Origin of the sequence: Photobacterium sp. Ph5, from assembly GCF_022129445.1 — a bacterium.
Classification (GTDB): Bacteria; Pseudomonadota; Gammaproteobacteria; order Enterobacterales; family Vibrionaceae; genus Photobacterium.
On record NZ_JADQAQ010000041.1, the window covers coordinates 20,992 to 39,589 of the forward strand.

19 protein-coding genes and 1 pseudogene are annotated in these 18,598 nt (G+C 39.0%); 12 read left to right on the plus strand and 8 right to left on the minus strand.

The window, feature by feature from the left end; genetic code table 11:
* Window positions 1-113: 113 nt before the first annotated feature.
* Window positions 114-578, plus strand: coding sequence for a tRNA (cytidine(34)-2'-O)-methyltransferase (locus I3259_RS15125; protein ID WP_238030384.1), 465 nt, complete (start codon window positions 114-116; stop codon window positions 576-578).
* Between the two features lie 72 nt (window positions 579-650).
* Here the strand turns inward: I3259_RS15125 and cysE are convergent, their stop codons facing one another.
* From cysE to I3259_RS15145, 4 genes are all read right to left on the minus strand, one after another.
* Window positions 651-1,472, minus strand: a complete 822-nt coding sequence (gene cysE, locus I3259_RS15130; RefSeq protein ID WP_238030385.1) for a serine O-acetyltransferase — start codon at window positions 1,470-1,472, stop codon at window positions 651-653.
* 150 nt (window positions 1,473-1,622) lie between these two features.
* Window positions 1,623-2,639 carry an NAD(P)H-dependent glycerol-3-phosphate dehydrogenase gene (gpsA, locus tag I3259_RS15135; RefSeq protein ID WP_238030386.1) on the minus strand — a complete coding sequence of 339 codons (1,017 nt, stop codon included), beginning with the start codon at window positions 2,637-2,639 and terminating at the stop codon, window positions 1,623-1,625.
* 17 nt (window positions 2,640-2,656) lie between these two features.
* Window positions 2,657-3,118, minus strand: a complete 462-nt coding sequence (secB, locus tag I3259_RS15140; protein WP_045083845.1) for a protein-export chaperone SecB — start codon at window positions 3,116-3,118, stop codon at window positions 2,657-2,659.
* Between the two features lie 123 nt (window positions 3,119-3,241).
* Window positions 3,242-3,682 (minus strand): rhodanese-like domain-containing protein, encoded by a 441-nt coding sequence (locus I3259_RS15145; protein WP_005371904.1) that lies wholly within the window; start codon window positions 3,680-3,682, stop codon window positions 3,242-3,244.
* Window positions 3,683-4,100: 418 nt separating this feature from the next.
* Between I3259_RS15145 and gpmM the strand changes: the two genes are divergently transcribed.
* The gene (gene gpmM / locus I3259_RS15150) at window positions 4,101-5,642 is read left to right on the plus strand and encodes a 2,3-bisphosphoglycerate-independent phosphoglycerate mutase (protein ID WP_238030387.1); all 1,542 of its coding nucleotides are present in this window, start codon (window positions 4,101-4,103) and stop codon (window positions 5,640-5,642) included.
* An 8-nt stretch (window positions 5,643-5,650) separates the two neighbouring features.
* The gene (gene envC / locus I3259_RS15155; RefSeq protein ID WP_238030388.1) at window positions 5,651-6,946 is read left to right on the plus strand and encodes a murein hydrolase activator EnvC; all 1,296 of its coding nucleotides are present in this window, start codon (window positions 5,651-5,653) and stop codon (window positions 6,944-6,946) included.
* An 80-nt stretch (window positions 6,947-7,026) separates the two neighbouring features.
* On the opposite strand, the gene I3259_RS15160 is transcribed toward envC, so the two are convergent.
* Complete coding sequence (locus tag I3259_RS15160; RefSeq protein ID WP_238030389.1) at window positions 7,027-7,671, minus strand: TetR/AcrR family transcriptional regulator; 645 nt, start codon at window positions 7,669-7,671, stop codon at window positions 7,027-7,029.
* 113 nt (window positions 7,672-7,784) lie between these two features.
* Between I3259_RS15160 and lpxM the strand changes: the two genes are divergently transcribed.
* From lpxM to I3259_RS15205, 9 genes are read left to right on the plus strand one after another with little or no spacing between them, the layout of a single operon-like run.
* The gene (gene lpxM, locus I3259_RS15165; protein WP_346015703.1) at window positions 7,785-8,735 is read left to right on the plus strand and encodes a lauroyl-Kdo(2)-lipid IV(A) myristoyltransferase; all 951 of its coding nucleotides are present in this window, start codon (window positions 7,785-7,787) and stop codon (window positions 8,733-8,735) included.
* Between the two features lie 15 nt (window positions 8,736-8,750).
* On the plus strand, window positions 8,751-9,926 hold the full coding sequence (locus tag I3259_RS15170; RefSeq protein WP_238030391.1) for an O-antigen ligase family protein: 1,176 nt from the start codon (window positions 8,751-8,753) through the stop codon (window positions 9,924-9,926).
* Window positions 9,927-9,930: 4 nt separating this feature from the next.
* The gene (locus tag I3259_RS15175; RefSeq protein ID WP_238030392.1) at window positions 9,931-10,680 is read left to right on the plus strand and encodes a glycosyltransferase family 25 protein; all 750 of its coding nucleotides are present in this window, start codon (window positions 9,931-9,933) and stop codon (window positions 10,678-10,680) included.
* Between the two features lie 2 nt (window positions 10,681-10,682).
* Window positions 10,683-11,765: a glycosyltransferase family 4 protein gene (locus I3259_RS15180; RefSeq protein WP_238030393.1), complete on the plus strand. Its 1,083-nt coding sequence runs from the start codon at window positions 10,683-10,685 to the stop codon at window positions 11,763-11,765.
* 17 nt (window positions 11,766-11,782) lie between these two features.
* The gene (locus I3259_RS15185; RefSeq protein WP_238030394.1) at window positions 11,783-12,163 is read left to right on the plus strand and encodes a capsular biosynthesis protein; all 381 of its coding nucleotides are present in this window, start codon (window positions 11,783-11,785) and stop codon (window positions 12,161-12,163) included.
* Entirely contained in the window at window positions 12,154-13,740 is a 1,587-nt protein-coding gene (locus I3259_RS15190) for a capsular biosynthesis protein (RefSeq protein WP_238030395.1), read from the plus strand. The genes I3259_RS15185 and I3259_RS15190 overlap by 10 nt, the downstream gene beginning before the upstream one ends.
* A gap of 2 nt (window positions 13,741-13,742) precedes the next feature.
* Entirely contained in the window at window positions 13,743-14,471 is a 729-nt protein-coding gene (locus I3259_RS15195) for a glycosyltransferase family 2 protein (protein WP_238030396.1), read from the plus strand.
* Entirely contained in the window at window positions 14,468-15,439 is a 972-nt protein-coding gene (locus I3259_RS15200; protein ID WP_238030397.1) for a WavE lipopolysaccharide synthesis family protein, read from the plus strand. The genes I3259_RS15195 and I3259_RS15200 overlap by 4 nt, the downstream gene beginning before the upstream one ends.
* Window positions 15,436-16,563 (plus strand): glycosyltransferase, encoded by a 1,128-nt coding sequence (locus I3259_RS15205; protein ID WP_238030398.1) that lies wholly within the window; start codon window positions 15,436-15,438, stop codon window positions 16,561-16,563. Before I3259_RS15200 ends, I3259_RS15205 begins: the two co-directional genes overlap by 4 nt.
* A 42-nt stretch (window positions 16,564-16,605) precedes the next feature.
* Here the strand turns inward: I3259_RS15205 and I3259_RS15210 are convergent, their stop codons facing one another.
* From I3259_RS15210 to I3259_RS15220, 3 genes and pseudogenes are all read right to left on the minus strand, one after another.
* Window positions 16,606-17,373 (minus strand): glycosyltransferase family 2 protein, encoded by a 768-nt coding sequence (locus I3259_RS15210; protein ID WP_238030399.1) that lies wholly within the window; start codon window positions 17,371-17,373, stop codon window positions 16,606-16,608.
* Window positions 17,374-17,394: 21 nt separating this feature from the next.
* Window positions 17,395-18,342 carry a capsular polysaccharide synthesis protein gene (locus tag I3259_RS15215; protein ID WP_238030400.1) on the minus strand — a complete coding sequence of 316 codons (948 nt, stop codon included), beginning with the start codon at window positions 18,340-18,342 and terminating at the stop codon, window positions 17,395-17,397.
* Window positions 18,343-18,598 (minus strand): annotated as a pseudogene (locus I3259_RS15220) (CDP-glycerol--glycerophosphate glycerophosphotransferase); the annotation flags it as partial.

The window sequence follows — 18,598 nt, forward strand, 5'->3', positions numbered from 1 at the left end:
GCACAAAGATTAAATTTATCGTTATTAGAAATAGCCTTTATTATTCTGTATTTGATTGTTAAAGCGGTGCTTGTCACAATGTACTATCTTTTGCATTAATAAAGCGATGAGCTATGTTTGATATTGCGTTATATGAACCTGAAATTGCCCCTAATACGGGTAACATTATTCGCCTAAGTGCGAACTGTGGCGCGAATTTGCACCTAATTGAGCCTTTAGGGTTTGATCTTGATGAAAAGAAAGTGCGCCGTGCTGGATTAGATTATCATGATTTAGCGCATGTCCATCGCCATAAAGACTTTGCATCTTTCATGCAAGCAATGGAAGGTCGTCGTATTTTTGCCTGCACTACCAAAACCACTAATTTCCATACTAATGCGAAATTTGAACAAGGTGATGTGTTACTTTTTGGCCCAGAAACTCGTGGCCTTCCCGCTGAATTTATTGCCAGCCTGCCTCTTGAGCAACGTTTACGTATTCCTATGCAGCCTGATAGTCGTAGCTTAAACCTTTCCAATGCGGTTGCGATTATTTCGTTTGAAGCATGGCGACAAATGGACTTTAGCGGCGCAGTATAAAACAGAAAAAGGCGATCAATAATCGCCTTTTCTTTCAAATTCAATATGTCCTTTATTGAACATAAACGATGGCTAAATACCATCACCTTCAATAAACGTTTGCGAGTTACCATTAAATTGCTGATCCATATCCATCGATGGTTTATCAGAATTTGGTCGTCCAACGACTTTGGCAGGAATACCAGCCACAGTTGTATGGGGAGGTACAGGATTTAACACCACCGAACAAGAGCCAATTTTCGCCCCTTCACCGACTTCGATATTGCCTAATACTTTAGCGCCAGCGCCTATCATCACCCCTTCTCGGATCTTCGGATGACGATCACCGCCTTCTTTACCCGTACCACCTAATGTGACGTCCTGTAAGATTGAGACATCATTTTCAATGACTGCGGTTTCACCAATCACAATACCCGTCGCGTGATCAAACATGATCCCTTGCCCAATTTTAGCGGCTGGATGTACATCGACTTGGCAAGCGACCGAAATTTGGTTTTGCAGATAAACCGCTAAGGCTTTTCGATCTTGCTTCCACAACCAGTTCGCCACGCGATATCCTTGAAGAGCGTGACAACCTTTAAGATAAAGTAATGGAATAGAATACATTTCAATAGCAGGATCACGTTCAACAACAGCACAAATATCACGTGCTGCCGATTCAACTATCGAACAATCGCTCGCATACGCTTCTTCGATGACTTCACGAACAGCCATCGCTGGCATCGATGGTGTCGCCAATTTATTTGCAAGTATATAGCTTAATGCCGAGGCAAGATCATCATGCTTAATAATCGTGGCATGATAAAAACTCGCGAGCATTGGCTCATGCTCTGACTGCTCTCGTGCTTCCTGCTTGATCGCAGGCCAAAGCTGGTGTTGTTGACATTGCTTCACGTCATCCTCTGCTTACTTATCTATTCTTCTTATAACTATACTTAATTAGTCAGGTATTACTTTAACCTGATTGCAAAAAAAAACAACGCGAGCCAAGGCCCGCGTTGTTGAAACAGAAGATAATAAGGTTGTTACCTTTATGTCTTACTGTTATTCATATTTTTTCTCGCGTGCGAGTAATTCTTTAGCAGCCTCACGAGCATCTTTACCTTGATAAAGTACTTGATAAATTTGCTCAGTGATAGGCATCTCAACACCTTGACGTTTTGCTAATTGCCAAACTTCTTTGGTATTGCGATAACCTTCAACAACTTGACCAATTTCCTGTTGTGCTTGCTCTACACTTTTACCTGCGCCTAATGCTAAACCAAAACGACGGTTACGGGATTGGTTATCGGTACATGTGAGTACTAAATCACCCAATCCAGCCATACCCATAAAGGTTTCAGGCTGTGCACCTAACGCCGCGCCAAGACGGCACATTTCTGCAAGACCACGGGTGATCAAAGCTGTACGAGCATTGGCACCAAAGCCAATACCGTCAGACATACCCGCACCTATTGCTATCACATTTTTTACAGCGCCGCCTAGTTGCATCCCCGTAAAATCATTGTTGCTATAAACCCTAAACGTTTTATCGCAATGAATTTTTTCTTGAAGATCAGCAACAAACGCCGCGTCAGGTGATGCAACAGAAATAGCCGTCGGTAAACCCGCTGCCAATTCTTGGGCAAAGGTAGGACCTGATAACACTGCAAGTGGAATATCACTACCTAAAGCATCAACTGCAACATCTTTTAACAAACGTCCAGTTTCTGGTTCTAACCCTTTGGTCGCCCAACAGACACGTGAATCTGAGCGTAAGAAAGGTTTTACTTGTGATAATACTTGACCAAATACATGACTTGGTACAACAACAAGTAAATCGCGGCTACCTTCAACAGCATCTTGTAAGTTTGACGTTACAATTAATGATTCTGGAAAGTGCACACCAGGAAGAAACGCTTCATTGGCACGATCAATTTCCAATTGTGCAATATGTTCTGGGTCATGGCCCCATAAAATAACATTGGCACCATTTCTGGATAACGCAATAGCAAGCGCTGTGCCGTAAGAGCCAGCACCTAATACTGCCATTGAAATCGTATTATTCGCGTTCTTAGTCATAATTGTTACTTTGCTTATTAAGCTTCAGCGTTTGCTTCTGCTTGGTTTTGTAAGTAGTTCATGAACAGTGCATCAAAGTTTACTGGCGCTAGGTTCAATTGTGGGAATGTACCCTTAACTACTAAGCTTGAAATTGTTTCACGCGCATATGGGAATAGGATGTTCGGGCAGAATGCGCCTAGGCAATGTGCTAGTTGCGGTGCTTCCATACCTGCAACAGAGAAGATACCGCCCTGCTGAACTTCACAAAGGAATGCGTTTTCTTCTTCATTCTTAACTGTAACAGTCAGACGAAGTACAACTTCATACACACCTTCAGCTAGTTCACGGCTTTGAGTATCAAGATCCAATTTCACATCTGGGTTCCATTCTTTTTGGAACATATCAGGTGAGTTAGGCGCTTCAAAAGAAACGTCTTTTAGGAAGATACGTTGAATTTGAAAGTTTTGTTGTGCTTCTGTATTTGCTGCTTCAGCCATTTCCTGAGTCCTTTTTGATGCTCGCTATTACGAGACTTAATACGCCAGCACAGTGCTAACCACAGGCTGTATTTAATAAATAGACAGCGGTATGACTACGCGTACCGCACATCAAACAATGCGTTATTTTTTACCTTTGCTTTTTACTAGCGGCAGGTTTGCTTCGTTCCAAGCAATCAGACCGTCTTTTAGTACGTTAACATTGGTAAAACCCGCTTTACTCAAATCATTTGCGGTTGTTTGAGCCGTTTGACCTGTCTTACATACCACAATGATTGGGGCTGTTTTATGTTTTTCAAGCTCTGTAATGTTTTGTTCTTTAATTTGGCTTGGTAAAGCGTGAAGTGAGCCGGCAATATGGCCTTTACGGTATTCGTCACGAGAGCGAATATCAACAAACACTCCCTCTTCACGATTGACTAATACTGTCGCGTCGTTAATACCAATTGTTTTATACGTTGCAGTTTTCTCTTTGACCATAGAACCGATGATAGCGACAACTAAACCGATCCAAACTAGAGATAAAATAGGGTTACTGGTTAAAAATTCAATATATTGTTGCATTTGCTTCGCTCTGTTTCATGGCTAAATGGCAGCCAAGATTAACGGGATTTTTAAAGGTTTTGAGTATACCGTTGTTACCTATCATGTACAGCAACGGGTATTCATTCCGCGCTTTAACTCACTTGTTGCTATTAATAAGTTATGCGCACACCCAGTATAAAAGCGAATCTCACACTTACCTATTAATGAAATAGAGAAAAACTGTGATCTAGGGCTTACACTCAAGACAATAAATGCATATATTTTGTCGAATAGGTCACAATACGCTCGACAGTAAGTTTGAACTTCTCCTACTGCTTTCAATACTTTCTGTAGTAAAATCACATTAATGGATATTACAATTACCTTAAAAATGCTTTTATATTAAGCAGTTAAGGCAATTGATATAGATTTTCATTTATTCGAAGAGGGACAGAACATGTCTGCGAAGAAACCACTTGCACTTGTTATTTTAGATGGTTGGGGCTACCGCGAAGACAATGCGGATAACGCAATTGCTAACGCTCAAACGCCAGTAATGGATGGGCTGCTTGCTCAAAATCCTAACACACTAATTTCAGCTTCTGGTATTGATGTTGGTCTACCTGATGGTCAAATGGGTAACTCTGAGGTAGGTCATACTAATATCGGTGCAGGCCGTGTGGTATACCAAGATCTTACTCGTATTACTAAAGCGATCAGCGATGGTGAATTTTTCGAAAATGAAGCACTTGTAACGGCTATCGACAAATCGGTTAACGCAGGAAAAGCCGTTCATATTATGGGTCTTCTTTCTCCTGGCGGTGTTCATAGCCATGAAGATCACATTGCTTCTGCAATTGAAATGGCAGCAAAACGTGGTGCAGAGAAAATCTACCTGCACGCATTCTTAGATGGCCGTGATACGCCACCACGTAGCGCAAAAAACTCTCTTGTCCGTTTTAACGAACTATTTGCTCAACTTGGCAAAGGACGTACCGCATCACTGATTGGTCGTTACTACGCAATGGATCGCGATAATAACTGGGATCGCGTTGGAAAAGCTTACGATCTTATCACTGCAGCTAAAGCTGAGTTCACAGTCGCTAATGCCGTTGACGGTCTAGCTGCAGCTTACGAGCGTGACGAAAATGACGAATTTGTACAAGCAACTGAAGTCCGTGCTGAAGGTCAAGAAGCTGCAATCATGGAAGATGGCGATAGCGTTATTTTCATGAACTACCGTGCTGACCGTGCGCGTGAAATCACACGTGCATTTGAGCCTGGCTTTACAGGTTTTGAACGTACACAATGCCCACAATTATCTGACTTTGTAATGCTCACACAATATGCTGCAGATATTGAACTAACAACAGCATTCAAGCCAGCAAGCCTAGACAATACATTAGGCGAATGGCTATCGAAGAAAGGCAAAAAACAACTACGTATTTCTGAAACAGAAAAATACGCGCACGTAACCTTCTTCTTCAATGGCGGTAAAGAAGACGAGTTTGATGGTGAATCTCGTCAACTTGTTGCTTCACCAAAAGTTGCGACTTACGATCTTCAACCTGAAATGAGTGCACCTGAGCTAACAGATAAGCTTGTTGCTGCAATCAAAGGTGGTGAGTTCGATATGATCATCTGTAACTACCCTAACGGTGATATGGTTGGTCACACAGGTGTTTACGACGCAGCGGTTAAAGCATGTGAAGCACTGGATACTTGCCTAGGTAAAGTTGTTGCTGCAATTAAAGAAATGGACGGTCAGTTGCTGATCACTGCCGACCACGGTAATGCTGAAATGATGGTTGACCCATCAACCGGTGGTATCCACACAGCACACACTAACCTACCTGTGCCACTTATCTATGTAGGTAGCAAAGACTTAGATCTTAAGTCTGGTGGTAAGCTATCAGATCTTGCGCCAACGATGCTTTCACTAACAGATATGGAAATCCCTGCAGAGATGTCTGGTCAGGTGCTATACAATCTGAAATAATTATCTCCATGCGAGATATGATTAGAAAACATCTAAACCAAAAAATCCGCGCCAGTGCATTATGCACTGGCGTTCTTTTATGCATGACATTTGCCGTTCCATGTGCAGCGTCCAGTCAAAACCAGCTCGATGGCGTAAAACAGGAAATCTCACGTCAAAAAAATCAACTGGCAAGCAAGCAAAAAAAATACAACAGCTTGCAACAAGATCTAAAACAACACGAACTGAACATTGCCAAAGCTGCGAATGATATTCATGCGACAAACAATCAATTAGCGACGATTAAACGCTCAATTGATAAATTAAATACGGAACAAGCAGAGCTAGAACAAAAACAGAAGCAACAAAAAAACGTGGTCGCTTCTCTCTTAAATGCACAATTTCGTCAAGGTCAAGACAGTGATATCGCCAGCCTACTCAGTGGTGAGGATTCAACACGCCTTGATCGAATGACAACCTATGCTGAACATATCAGTAAGGCTCGCGTCGAGGCCATTGATGCACTCGATGCCACGCAAACTGAAATTCAAATGAAAGTGCACCAGCTCAAAGAGCAAAAAACAGAGCAACAACAAGCACTCAACGCTCTTAAACAGCAAAAACAAACACTCGATCAACAGCAGCAATCACGTCAAAAAACGCTATCTAGCATTAAAAGCCAAATTACCAGTGGTAACGAAGACTTAGCTGAACTACAAGCCAATGAAAAACAAATGCTAGCTGCAATTGCAAAAGCAAAAGCGGAAGCAGAAAGAAGAGCCCGTGAAGAAGCAGCGAGAATTGCGCGTGAAAAAGCAGCAGCTCAAGCACGCATAAAAGCGGCAAAAGAAGCCAAAGCGCGTGCCGCAGCAGAAGCAGAAGCTCGTGAGATTGACAGGCAATATGCAAACCAACAGGCACGTGTGCCGATGGACGGTCTTGCTCGCCATAAAGGTAAATTATACTGGCCGGTGAAAGGTGCTATTTTGCATAACTACGGCTCGCACCAGCAAGGACAATTACGCTGGAAAGGCATGGTATTTAGCAAGCCAATGGGGAGCCAAGTAAAAGCTATCTATTCCGGCCGCATTATTTTTGCAGATTGGCTGCGTGGCTATGGCTTAATGATTGGTATTGATCACGGTAAAGGTGACATGAGTTTCTACGGTTACAACCAAACACTACTGAAAAAAGTCGGTGATACGGTACAGGCCGGAGAGCCAATTGCCTTAGTCGGTGATAGTGGTGGCCAGACTCAACCTGGACTCTATTTTGAAATCCGCCGTAAAGGTCAGCCAATCAATCCCAAACCGTGGCTTGATTAAGCTCCACTTTTAACACTAAAAATAAAAAGGTTGGTGATAATTATTATCCCAACCTTTTTTATTGCTTTCTCATTTACAACTCAGCGTTTTGCTTGCTGCTCTTTTTGCTCGTAATATCGTTTCAATGCTTCTACACGTTCGCAGCCTAACGGTGTTGCCAACGGCCGTACAATATTAAGTATCTGAATAACACCTTTATAGATAACCGTCGGCGTTATTTTTGCTCCTGCTACTTGCGTAGTTTGATAGCTAATCCAACTGGATGCCACCATTAACAACGTTTCTGCCAAGGTTTTTAAATCTTCATCATCGATATCAACCAACCCACCGTCTTTTAAGCTTTGCATCAATATCGCTATATTGCTACGAAGTTGCGACTGTGCTTCGAGATACTTAAGCTGTAATTCAGGATCACGCCGTAAAATATCAGGCAAATTTGCATAGAAAAAGCGATAGCGCCACATCAGCAAAAATACGGCATCAAGGTAACTTAAAAGACTTTCTGTTGTTTCAGCTTCACTGCGTGGTTGAAAGCTCACTTGTAAGTCAGTGGCATATAAATCAAAGATGCTGTGGATGATTTGTTCTTTATTTCTAAAATGATAATAAAGATTACCCGGACTGATCGCTAAATCGGCGGCGATATGGTTGGTTGTCACATTTGGCTCTCCGCGATCATTAAATAACGCTAAAGCGGCATGAATAATTCTGTCTCGGGTTTTCATTTCATTGACTTCCTTCGCCCTTCTTCTACATATAATGTATCATAATAGCAAAGCCGTAATGCATCTAACGATGGTGTATATCTCGTCAAAACATAACACACTGAGATGTAACAATTAACATGACCCAAAATCACTACGATAAACAGGCATACAACCCTCAGTTTGAGTGGTCTTTTTTACACCCTAAATACTGGGGAACTTGGTTAGCTATCTTACTCTCAACACTGTTTTGCTTACTACCTCACCAAGTTCGACGATCTTTAGCAACGATCTTTGCTAAACAAGCAATTAAGATAAAAAAAGGGGCTAATCACCGAGCTCGTGTGAATCTAAAACTTTGCTTCCCAGAAAAAACAGAAGCTGAGCGAGAAGAGATCTTGCTACAAAATCTTATCACAGCAGGATCATTCCTACTTGGCTTTGCAGCACTCAGTGTACGCAATCGCCAATGGCTTGAAGAACACACGCTAATAAGAGGTATGGAAAATCTAACAACACTTACAGAACAAGGACAAAGTGTCATTCTGTTAGTTCCCCATACTTGGGCAATTGATATTCCAGCCGTGTTACTTGCATCTCGTGGTTTACCAGTATCTGCTATGGCTAAAAAACAGAAAAATGAAGTCTCTGACTGGCTGATGCACAAACAGCGTGTGCAATATGGTGGTCGTGTCTACGAGCGAAGTGGTGGCATCAAACCATTTATCAAATCTATTCGTGAAGGTTACTTAGGCTACTACCTACCTGATGAGGACTTAGGCCCTGAACATAGTGTATTCGTTGACTTCTTCGCAACCCAAAAAGCAACCATTTCTGGATTAGGGCGACTTGCAAAGTTAAGCCGCGCACAAATCGTGCCGCTATTTGCTATGTACAATAGTGAAACAGGTAACTATGAGTTAGATTTCTACCCAGCGCTACCGTTTCCTAGTGATAGTGAAGAACAAGATGCCCGCATGATGAACGAATGTATTGAACAATATGTTAGTGAACGCCCTGAGCAGTACATGTGGATTCTACGACTACTAAAAACACGTCCTAACGGTGAAACATCCCTTTACTAAAATAGTGATAGATTCATGAAAGATAAAATATGCTCATTTTTTATATTATTACCTTTTATTTGGCTTTCAACAGGTATGTTGATTCTCAAAAATGGTGATAAGACAATGGTTGCAATGGTTGTTATCTCCATAATAGCAACACTCTACAGTTACGGCACATCTAGCATAAAACAAAACTTGTCCAATAAGATGCTATGGATCGTTAGTTTAATAACTATCTATGGCCTTTTTTCGTACGCATATCATGGTTTAAGCTCTACAGAAATTCGCGCTTTAATTAGCAGTTTATTATTAATAGCTATCTTTCCCAGACAGATTATCACTCGTAAAAACATTGCATACTTCGCTCTAGTTGGTGCGATTATAAGCACTGTAATGATATGGTATTGGAGCCAATACTTAGGAATCAGTCGAGGCTCTTGGCCTATAAATGCAATTCCTTTTAGTACATTAACGGCTTCTTTCACATTAATTTGCCTCATTATGGCTATCACAGAGACAAATAAAACCCTAAAAGTAATAATGTTAATTGGCTTTATTGTTGGCTGCGGTGGGTTAATTTTAGGTGAAACAAGAGGGGTATGGTTAGGCTTTCTTTGCTCATTGATTATTTTCACTATTTTTTGGATGAAAGATAATTATCAACCTCGATACTGGCTATATATTCTCTCAGTCATTCTTGTTATGGGAGCAACTATTTTTGTATTTAAGCCAAAGTTAGAGCAAAGGATCGTTCAAACTCAGAATGAATATACGGCTATTGAATCTGGTAATTTATGTACCTCAATAGGACTTCGTTTACAACTTTGGAAAGCATCGACAATGCTTATTGAAGATCATCCCGTTATTGGTCTAGGTGATAGCCATATCAAAAAATTTAATGAACTCTACAAGGATGGGCGAATTAGTCAGTGCTTATATAATCTAAAACCAGCCCATTATCATAACCAATATATTGATAAATTAGTTAAAAATGGGGTTATTGGCTTAACGTTATTTTTATTGCTTTTACTTGCACCACTGTGGCTATGTCATAAATACCATTATACAAAATATATTACTATCTCGCTGTGTACATTATTAGCTATCGCATCTTTAACCGATGTACCTTTTAATCACGGCCAAACATTATTTATTTTTATGGTTTATGTTTGCTTATTGCACTTCAAACCAAGTAAACAGAGCATATAACATCATGGTAAAGATTTTTGTCATAAATTTGCCAACATCGATAGAAAGAAAGCAAAATATAAGCAAACAGCTTGATGCAATGGATTTGGAATATTCTATTTTTCCAGCTGTTAATGGACATACTGATAAAACACCTCTCTTTGAACGCTATGATGAACAAAAGAGTCAACTTTATCGTGGAAAATCCCTTACTAAGGGGCAGTTAGGGTGTTATGCCAGCCATTATTTATTATGGGAAAAGTGCGTCAAACTCAATGAACCAATAATAGTATTAGAAGATGATGCTCTTCTGTATCCAGATGCTTTTCTCGATATAGTGGCCCATATTGATACATTGGCAGACAAATTTGAGTGTATTAGACTTTTTGACAATAAGCGTCCTACATTCAACCATTATAAAATTTATGACTTACCACACACAGCCATACATAAATTTAGTCGTGGTCATATGAGTACAACTGGATATTTCATTACTCCACAAGGAGCAAAAAAATATCTCGCGCACTCAGACTCTTGGTGCTTTGCCGTAGATATTTTCATGGATCGCTTCTGGATAAACAAAGTTGATGCTTATGGTACATATCCTGCTTGTTTAACAAATGATCCTCAATTCGATTCAGACATCGGATATGGCGCAAAAAAACAAAGAAGTCTAATTTGTAAAATTAAAAGAGAAGCTTTTAATTTAATTGAGTTAGTTCATCGTCACTATCATAACGCTCTCTATAAAATACGCTCAAAGAGAAAATCATAATTATGAAGATTCTAGTAGCTAGCTCTTACAAGCACGCATGGAATAGCGTACGACCAGAAGCGGAAATGTTTATTGAAATGGTCAAACAAGGTCATAATGTAACTATTGCGACTCAAGGTGATGCAGACTACGTTGCTCGCTTTCGTGACTGTGGAATCAATGTTATTGACTGCTATCCAAGCAAGAAGATCTGTCTTAAAACAATAAAAACATTACATCACGAACTAAAAAGTGGCGATTATGACATCTGTTATGGTTTTAACTCTAAAACCATACCCAATCTAGCTTTTGCTAGTATTGGAACTAAAGCCAAAATGGTATCTTATCGAGGTACAACTGGAGGCTTATATCGCCATGACCCAACAGCATACCTCACGCATCTTCATCCAAAAGTTCAAGGCATAGTCTGTGTTTCTAATGCAGTTCGTGACGATGTTAGAGAACATGTTTGGCACAATAAAAAGCACGTTGTAACCATTTATAAAGGTCATCAATTAGCTTGGTATCAAGTACCTCAAACAGAACGTTCTGAGTTTGGCTTAAATGATACTCATATTGTAGCTGTCTGCGCGGCACATGTACGACCAAGTAAAGGAATATCTGTACTGATTGAGGCGACTCATCATATTGATAATCCCAATTTCCATCTCTTACTGGTTGGTAGTGGCTTTGAACCTCATTTAGATGAAATAAAACAAAGTCCAATAGCCGCACGTATTCATTTGCTTGGACACCGTCAAGATGTACCTTCCCTTATGGCAATGGCTGATTTTCAAGTTCAACCTTCAATCAGTGGCGAAGGTCTACCTCGAACCATTATTGAAGCAATGGCGAATGGTACTACATCCGTTGTGACAACCACTGGCGGTTCACCTGAATTAGTCGATGACAATAAAACAGGATTTGTGGTCCCAACAGGCGATGCAAAAGCGTTTGCTGAAGCAATGAACAAACTTATCAACAATAAAGATAAGATCATTCAATTTGGTACTGCCGCTAATGAAAAATTAGATCGTGAGTTTAATGCAGCAATGACAGTTAAACATCATCTTGAATTTTTCGAACAGCTACTTAATAAACAGTGATCAGGTAAGGATATAAGATGAAGAAATTAGTTGTCGACCTTGATGGCACAATCACATTAGCTGACACCAATGATTACGCAAATGTAGCACCTAATTTAGCGGTGATAGAACAGTTACGGCACTACAAAGAGCTTGGTTTTAGCATCACCATCAGTACAGCTCGTAATATGCGTACTTATCAAGGCAATGTAGGAATGATTAATATTCATACCCTACCAACAATTACACTGTGGCTAGATAAGCATCAGGTTCCTTATGATGAGATCCTGGTCGGTAAACCATGGTGTGGTCATGACGGTTTTTATATTGACGATCGCGCAATACGCCCATCAGAGTTTGCTTCATTATCTTTAAATGAAATTAATGCGCTACTGGAAAAGGAAAAAGCATGTTCCTAATCATGTCAGCAGCATATGTTACCTCAGAGTTAGAGTCAGAATTTGGGACAATCCCCCCTTCGTTCCTACCTCTAGGTAATCGTCGCTTATTCCAGCATCAAGTAAAATTAGCGCCAAAAGGAACTCAAGTTTATCTGAGTATACCAGAGACTTATCAAGTTAAAAACTATGATGCAATTTGGTTAAAGCAACATAATGTGCGTTTGCTACGCATTCCTGATGGCTTATCTTTAGGTGCTTCTTTAATGTCTGCATTAGCTTTATCTGATCTTATTTCAGAAACACCACTGCACATTTTATTTGGCGATACACTACTAACAGAACTCCCATCTGGAGATGATCTCGTCACCATTTCACCGGTTGAAAATAGTTATGATTGGGCAATGGTAACTCACGATCATTCTCATTGGCTAAATACAGTAGAAGATCGAGAACAACTCAACGCAAATAATGTGGTTTGTGGCTACTTTAAATTTAACCAACCACGTCATTTAGTGAAAGCTTTAACAATGGCTCATTGGGACTTTATTCAGAGCTTAAATCATTACCATACTAAGCACGCTCTAAATCCAGTAAAAACCGATGACTGGCTTGATTTTGGTCACTTAAATACTTATTACAGCTCTAAAGCTAAATTTACTACCCAGCGTGCATTTAACCAGTTAGAAATCACCGATAAATGGATTAGAAAATCTAGCATTAAAAACAATAAAATTGCGGCTGAAGCAAATTGGTTTACGAGCGTTCCCTCTATACTACGCATTTATCTACCTCAATTTTTAGGGGCGCAGCAGGCTAATGAGATAACCTCTTACCAATTAGAATATCTACATAATACCGCACTTAATGAGCTGTATGTGTTTTCATCTATTCCTGAATTGGTATGGAAACGTATTTTAAACAGCAGCCTTGAGTTTATTGATGAGTGCCAACGACACGAAGCACCAAGTAACGCCCATGCTAACCAATTAGCTGAATTATTTGGCGAAAAAACCAAACAGCGATTACAAGAGTATTGCCAATCAATTCAGGCTCAACTCGATACGCCATGGGTTTATAATGGTCACTTTACAGCATCATTTTCTGAATTACTGACCCACAGTGCAGCATACTTACCAGTAGAACAGGTTCCACTCACAGTGATGCATGGGGATTTTTGTTTTAGTAACATCCTATACGACTTTCGCAGTAATAAAGTGAAAACGATTGACCCTAGAGGTATAGATTTACAAGGCAATATGACCATATTTGGCGATACTCGTTATGATCTTGCCAAGCTGAGTCACTCTATTTTAGGACTCTATGACTGGATTATCGCTGGTTACTACCAGGTTGATATCGATTTTACAAAACATCATATCAATTTTGATATTCAGCCATCTGAAAGTACTACCGCAATTCAAGCTCTATTTATTGAAATGATTGCCGAGCGTTATCAACTATCAGCCAATACTCTGTATGCGATGCAAATTCAGCTATTTCTTTCAATGCTGCCACTGCATGCAGATGATCCTAAACGTCAGCAAGCTCTTATGGCTAATGCTTTTCGTCTGTATTTACTGATTAAGGATTCATAATCATGATTGTTATTCCAATGGCAGGGTTAAGCTCACGCTTTTATAAAGCAGGTTACGTTCAACCTAAATATATGTTACAAGCCCATGGGAAAACATTATTTGACCATGCCCTCAATAGTTTTGAGCGTTATTTTGCAACAGAGTCTTTTTTGTTTATCGTTCGAGATATTGACGGTACTGTCGACTTTGTTAAGAAGTCAGTAGAAAAACTGGGAATTCAGCAAAGCCATATTTATGTTCTACAAGAACCAACGCGCGGTCAGGCAGAGACTGTCTATTTAGGACTTAATTCAGTACCTGAATATCAAGGCTCTATCACCATTTTTAATATTGATACTTTCCGTCCTAATTTCCATTACCCAGCAGAGCTTAAACAATGGGATGGATATTTAGAAGTATTCCAAGGCGAGGGAGATAACTGGTCATTTGCTGAGCCAGAATCACCGTTATCAACAAAAGTTATTAAAACCGCAGAAAAAGATCCTATTTCTGACTTATGCAGTACAGGTTTATATTATTTTTCAGACTACAAACTTTTTATTGAAAGTTATGAACAATATGTCCAGCAGCCTATAGAAACATGGGCTAAGGGTGAGCTTTATATCGCACCTTTATATAACTATTTAATTAAGAAAAAAAAGAACATCCATTATCATTTAATTCAACGTGATGATGTTATTTTTTGCGGCATACCTGATGAATACACAGCATTTTTGGAGACATCCTTTTGAGAGAACAAACATTTGAACAAATTTCAGTGGTCGTACAAGGCCCCGTTCAAAACTATCAAGGACGAACCCATCATGAAGAAGGAATAACTCAACGTTGCCTAGAGAGTATTAGAACGCATCTACCTGGTGCGAAAATTATTCTATCAACTTGGCCAGATCAAGATTTAGCAGGATTGATGTATGACCAACTCGTAATTAGCCAAGATCCTGGCACTAACTCGGTTGCTGAATTACCCCAATTTCCTAAAAACTATAATCGCCAGTTAGTATCAACACAAGCGGGTCTTGCGCAGGTTACAACCCCTTACGCAATCAAGCTACGCTCTGATAATTATTTAATTGGTAATGAATTTGTTGGTATTCAACAAAACTTTCCAAAGAGTGAATCAGAACAAAAAGTATTTGCAGAAAAGGTGGTTATCAATTCAAACCTATTTCGTCGTACCTCTCATGGACGAACGGTTTTAATGAGTCCAAGTGACTTCTTTTACTTTGGAACCACCGAAGATCTGAAGAAAATTTGGCAACAACCTTTAATTGAAGACCAACCTATTGCAGAGGAAATGAGTCAAGTAATGAAGTCAGCTTCCACAACAAGCTGTACTCTAGAAGCTGAACAGTTTTATTGTCAAATATGGCTGAAAGCATTAAACCCTAGCACCAAAGTAATGCAACATCGCTTTGATTACACGAAAAAAGACATTATTGCATGGGAACGTTTCTTAGCAAGTAATATCATCATTGCTGACCCAGAAACGATGGGACTTGGACTACGTAAAATATCCAAACGAAAGCTAAAACGAGCAAATGAGTTTAGTCATATTGATTGGCTGAAACTTTATAAAAAATATTGTGACCGCTCGATTACAATTGCCAAAGATTATCAACAATTATCTCTAGAGATCCGTAGAGCCTTTAAGCTACCTTTAAGTAAATTTAGTTCATCAATTAAGAAGTTTAATAAATGAAACGTATTCTTTTTGTCACTCACAACCTAAAAGGTGGTGGAATTCAAAAAATAACATTAGATACTGCACGCTATCATGCCTTGCAAGGGCATGATGTGAGCATTCTCGCATTGGAAAAAGGCATTGATTTTCAAATTGATTTCCCTTGTAACTATAGTGTTTTACCATTGAGTTCATTTTTACTCACTCATCCTTTTAGTGCGCTCTACTTTGCTTTATATAAAATAATCCTTCGCCATATTTTTCCTCAAAGCGAGTTATTATGGGGGGCTACTTTATATAAAAATTTATTTAACTCTTACCTTAAGAATCAGCAGCCTTTTGATGCTATTTTTATAAATGGCGCTCGGTCTATGAACCGTCTACACACAATAAATCAAAAGAATGTTGTTTATAGTTTACACCTTCCACATGTACTTACTCATAAAGATGACTTCTATTATGACTATCTTTTTAAGAAATTATTCACGGGGAAAAAAGTCTTTACTGTTTCTGACTTTATTCGAAACCCTATAGATATAAAAGCAAAAAAATTAGGTGTTAATTTTAATGAACTGATCACGATCTATAACCCTTGTGATAAAAATGCGTTGTTAGAAAAAGCTGAAGAACAAATTAGCTTTAATGACAATTTTATTCTTGCCGTAGGACGATTAAGTCGTCAAAAAAGGTTTGATATTCTCATTGATGCTTATAAAAAATCGGGCTTAAAAACTAAATTAATTATCCTTGGTGAGGGTAATCAACGAGAATCGTTAGAGCACCAAATCCAGAAACTAAATCTGACTGAAGATGTGATTTTAAAAGGATTTGACAGTAACCCTTTTAAATGGATGAAAAGATGTGATTACTTTGTTTTAAGTTCTGATGTGGAAGGTTTTGTTTTAGTTATCAATGAAGCTTTAGCTTGCGGTGCTCCCGTGATTACAACAGATTGTGGTCCTGTAACCGAAATTTTAACTGGTGAGTTAAAAAAAGGGATAGTACCCAAACAAAACGTTGAACAACTTGCAAATAAAATGAAAGAATTTGCGATATCCCCTATATATCCCCCTAATTCCGCTATTGACAAGCTTTCCTTTAAGGTAATAACAAAAGAGCAATTGAAGTTAGCCGAAAAATAAATGCATAGATAATAGAAAGAGAGTTGCCTCTCTTTCTATTCATTAACTTCGATCGTTTTCTAGTAACCACAAACCAACATATTTATTAAAATTCACTTGCGCATAGGTCATCGCCACAATAAAACCAACACTGCCATCTAAGAAACCGCGTCGAATAATATAAATATGGAAAAATGTCCAAAGAGCACGCAATAGAGCCAAAGCTAAGCCGTGAGATTTCTTCCCTTTGCGATGATATTTTTGTGCACCAAGCCATGCATATTGTGCGGCTTTATCAAGACCATGCCCATAATCTCGATGTGTATAGTGCAATAGCAGCCCCTTCAGTGTACCCGTTTCACCCGATACCGGAATTACCGTCTCATGCACTTCATCCAAAGTATATTTAGCCCCTTCACGCTTAAATAAACGTAATACTGAACGCGCACTTCGACCATACTTTAAAGTTTTTCCATATAAGGTAACGCCCCAAGGTAAACGGTAAGCCGTTTCTTTAATCGATTCTTGTGATAATAATTGACTCAATGCTTGCTTCATCTCATCATCAAGAGCTTCGTCAGCATCAATGGACAAAACCCAATCGCAGCTAGCTTTGTCTAGAGCACGTTGTTTTTGCTTACCAAACCCAGGCCAATCTGTAATAGTGACATTATCAGTGTAACGGCGACAGATTTCGACAGTCTCATCGGTTGAGCCACTGTCGAGCACAATGATTTCATCAGCAATATCACTAACTGAACGTAAACAAACTTCAACACGATCTGCTTCATTCTTAGTGATTAAAATGACCGATAAGGTATGTTTTTTCATTAATATATCTCACAATAATAGTTAGCATTTCACATTTAAAAGCTCAGTAAGAATATTTTCTCTTTGCTGATAAAGCTCACTGGTTACATATTTTTTTCTATAGGTTTGCTTGGCAACACAAGAATCTCTAAAACTATCAATATCTTCATACATTTCAGAACAAGAATTGTGTTTTTGAAGTACTTTTTGCCATATTTGACGATTTTGAGGAAGCTTTACAGCTTCATTAAATAAATAGAACAGCCAAAAATAAGGAGCAGCATATTTACTTTCAATATACTTAAGCAAAGCAAAGCCTGAGTTTTCTTTCGAGATTAATTGAGTACCTTTTGCTAGCATTAACGTAACTTTTAACCCAACAATCTCAAGAGACTTTGTTCTTTGTTGAGTTAAATAATCTAATGATAGTGAGAGTAAACTAGCAACAATAGAGTTACCTTGTTTAGCCGCTAAAAACCAAGAAACAAGTGTACGATCATGAGAGTGCTTCTCTCTAAAACAGAAAAACCCAGAGTCTGATATGTCTAACCATTGTGATAGTGGTTTTATACAGAACGTTGTGGCGTCAGCCCAAATACCACCAAAACGATTAAGTAAATATAATCGCAATAAATCACTCCGTCCTGCTGCACCTAAGTCTACAGATAAGATAGGAAAAACGGCATTAAAATCGAAACCGAGATATTCAGTTAAATTATCATTCGTTAATAAAACAACCTTATAGTCTGGATTTAATTGACACCAACTCTGATAACTTAATTTCACCACGTCAGGTGCATGCGTTAATCCTGTATCCCAATACATCCAAATCGTTTTATTATCGTGTTCTGTTACTGGATACTCTTTTCTTAATTGCTCAAGTACATACTCTCCCTGATAAATAACTTCAGGGGATACACTTAATGCAGGCTTTAAACGACATTTAATCTGGCGCAATTTTTCTTTAAATCGTCGATGTAACTGTCCCATCTAAAAGCCCCAAAAGTGTAATTTTTTACGCATTTTAAATTCACGAATCATATTTAATGGCTTAGCTTTTAATCCTACTAGCCCTGATTCAATCATCTCATCAGCAGCGACTAATACTCGCTCACTTGATTTACCATCATAGTAAGGATGGATCATCTGACAATATTGCTCTATTTCTGCCATTAATTCAGGCGGTCGAGCTAAAGCTTGTGTTAATGCATCTTCAACTAAGTTAGCTTGCTCAATATTGATTAAG

Excerpts from the sequence above, each read along its gene's own strand:
- I3259_RS15125 (WP_238030384.1), top strand. The coding sequence starts at position 114 with ATGTTTGATATTGCGTTATATGAACCTGAAATTGCCCCTAATACGGGT.
- gpsA (WP_238030386.1), bottom strand. The coding sequence starts at position 2,639 with ATGACTAAGAACGCGAATAATACGATTTCAATGGCAGTATTAGGTGCT.
- secB (WP_045083845.1), bottom strand. The coding sequence starts at position 3,118 with ATGGCTGAAGCAGCAAATACAGAAGCACAACAAAACTTTCAAATTCAA.
- I3259_RS15145 (WP_005371904.1), bottom strand. The coding sequence starts at position 3,682 with ATGCAACAATATATTGAATTTTTAACCAGTAACCCTATTTTATCTCTA.
- gpmM (WP_238030387.1), top strand. The coding sequence starts at position 4,101 with ATGTCTGCGAAGAAACCACTTGCACTTGTTATTTTAGATGGTTGGGGC.
- envC (WP_238030388.1), top strand. The coding sequence starts at position 5,651 with ATGCGAGATATGATTAGAAAACATCTAAACCAAAAAATCCGCGCCAGT.
- I3259_RS15160 (WP_238030389.1), bottom strand. The coding sequence starts at position 7,671 with ATGAAAACCCGAGACAGAATTATTCATGCCGCTTTAGCGTTATTTAAT.
- I3259_RS15170 (WP_238030391.1), top strand. The coding sequence starts at position 8,751 with ATGAAAGATAAAATATGCTCATTTTTTATATTATTACCTTTTATTTGG.
- I3259_RS15175 (WP_238030392.1), top strand. The coding sequence starts at position 9,931 with ATGGTAAAGATTTTTGTCATAAATTTGCCAACATCGATAGAAAGAAAG.
- I3259_RS15180 (WP_238030393.1), top strand. The coding sequence starts at position 10,683 with ATGAAGATTCTAGTAGCTAGCTCTTACAAGCACGCATGGAATAGCGTA.
- I3259_RS15185 (WP_238030394.1), top strand. The coding sequence starts at position 11,783 with ATGAAGAAATTAGTTGTCGACCTTGATGGCACAATCACATTAGCTGAC.
- I3259_RS15190 (WP_238030395.1), top strand. The coding sequence starts at position 12,154 with ATGTTCCTAATCATGTCAGCAGCATATGTTACCTCAGAGTTAGAGTCA.
- I3259_RS15195 (WP_238030396.1), top strand. The coding sequence starts at position 13,743 with ATGATTGTTATTCCAATGGCAGGGTTAAGCTCACGCTTTTATAAAGCA.
- I3259_RS15205 (WP_238030398.1), top strand. The coding sequence starts at position 15,436 with ATGAAACGTATTCTTTTTGTCACTCACAACCTAAAAGGTGGTGGAATT.
- I3259_RS15210 (WP_238030399.1), bottom strand. The coding sequence starts at position 17,373 with ATGAAAAAACATACCTTATCGGTCATTTTAATCACTAAGAATGAAGCA.
- I3259_RS15215 (WP_238030400.1), bottom strand. The coding sequence starts at position 18,342 with ATGGGACAGTTACATCGACGATTTAAAGAAAAATTGCGCCAGATTAAA.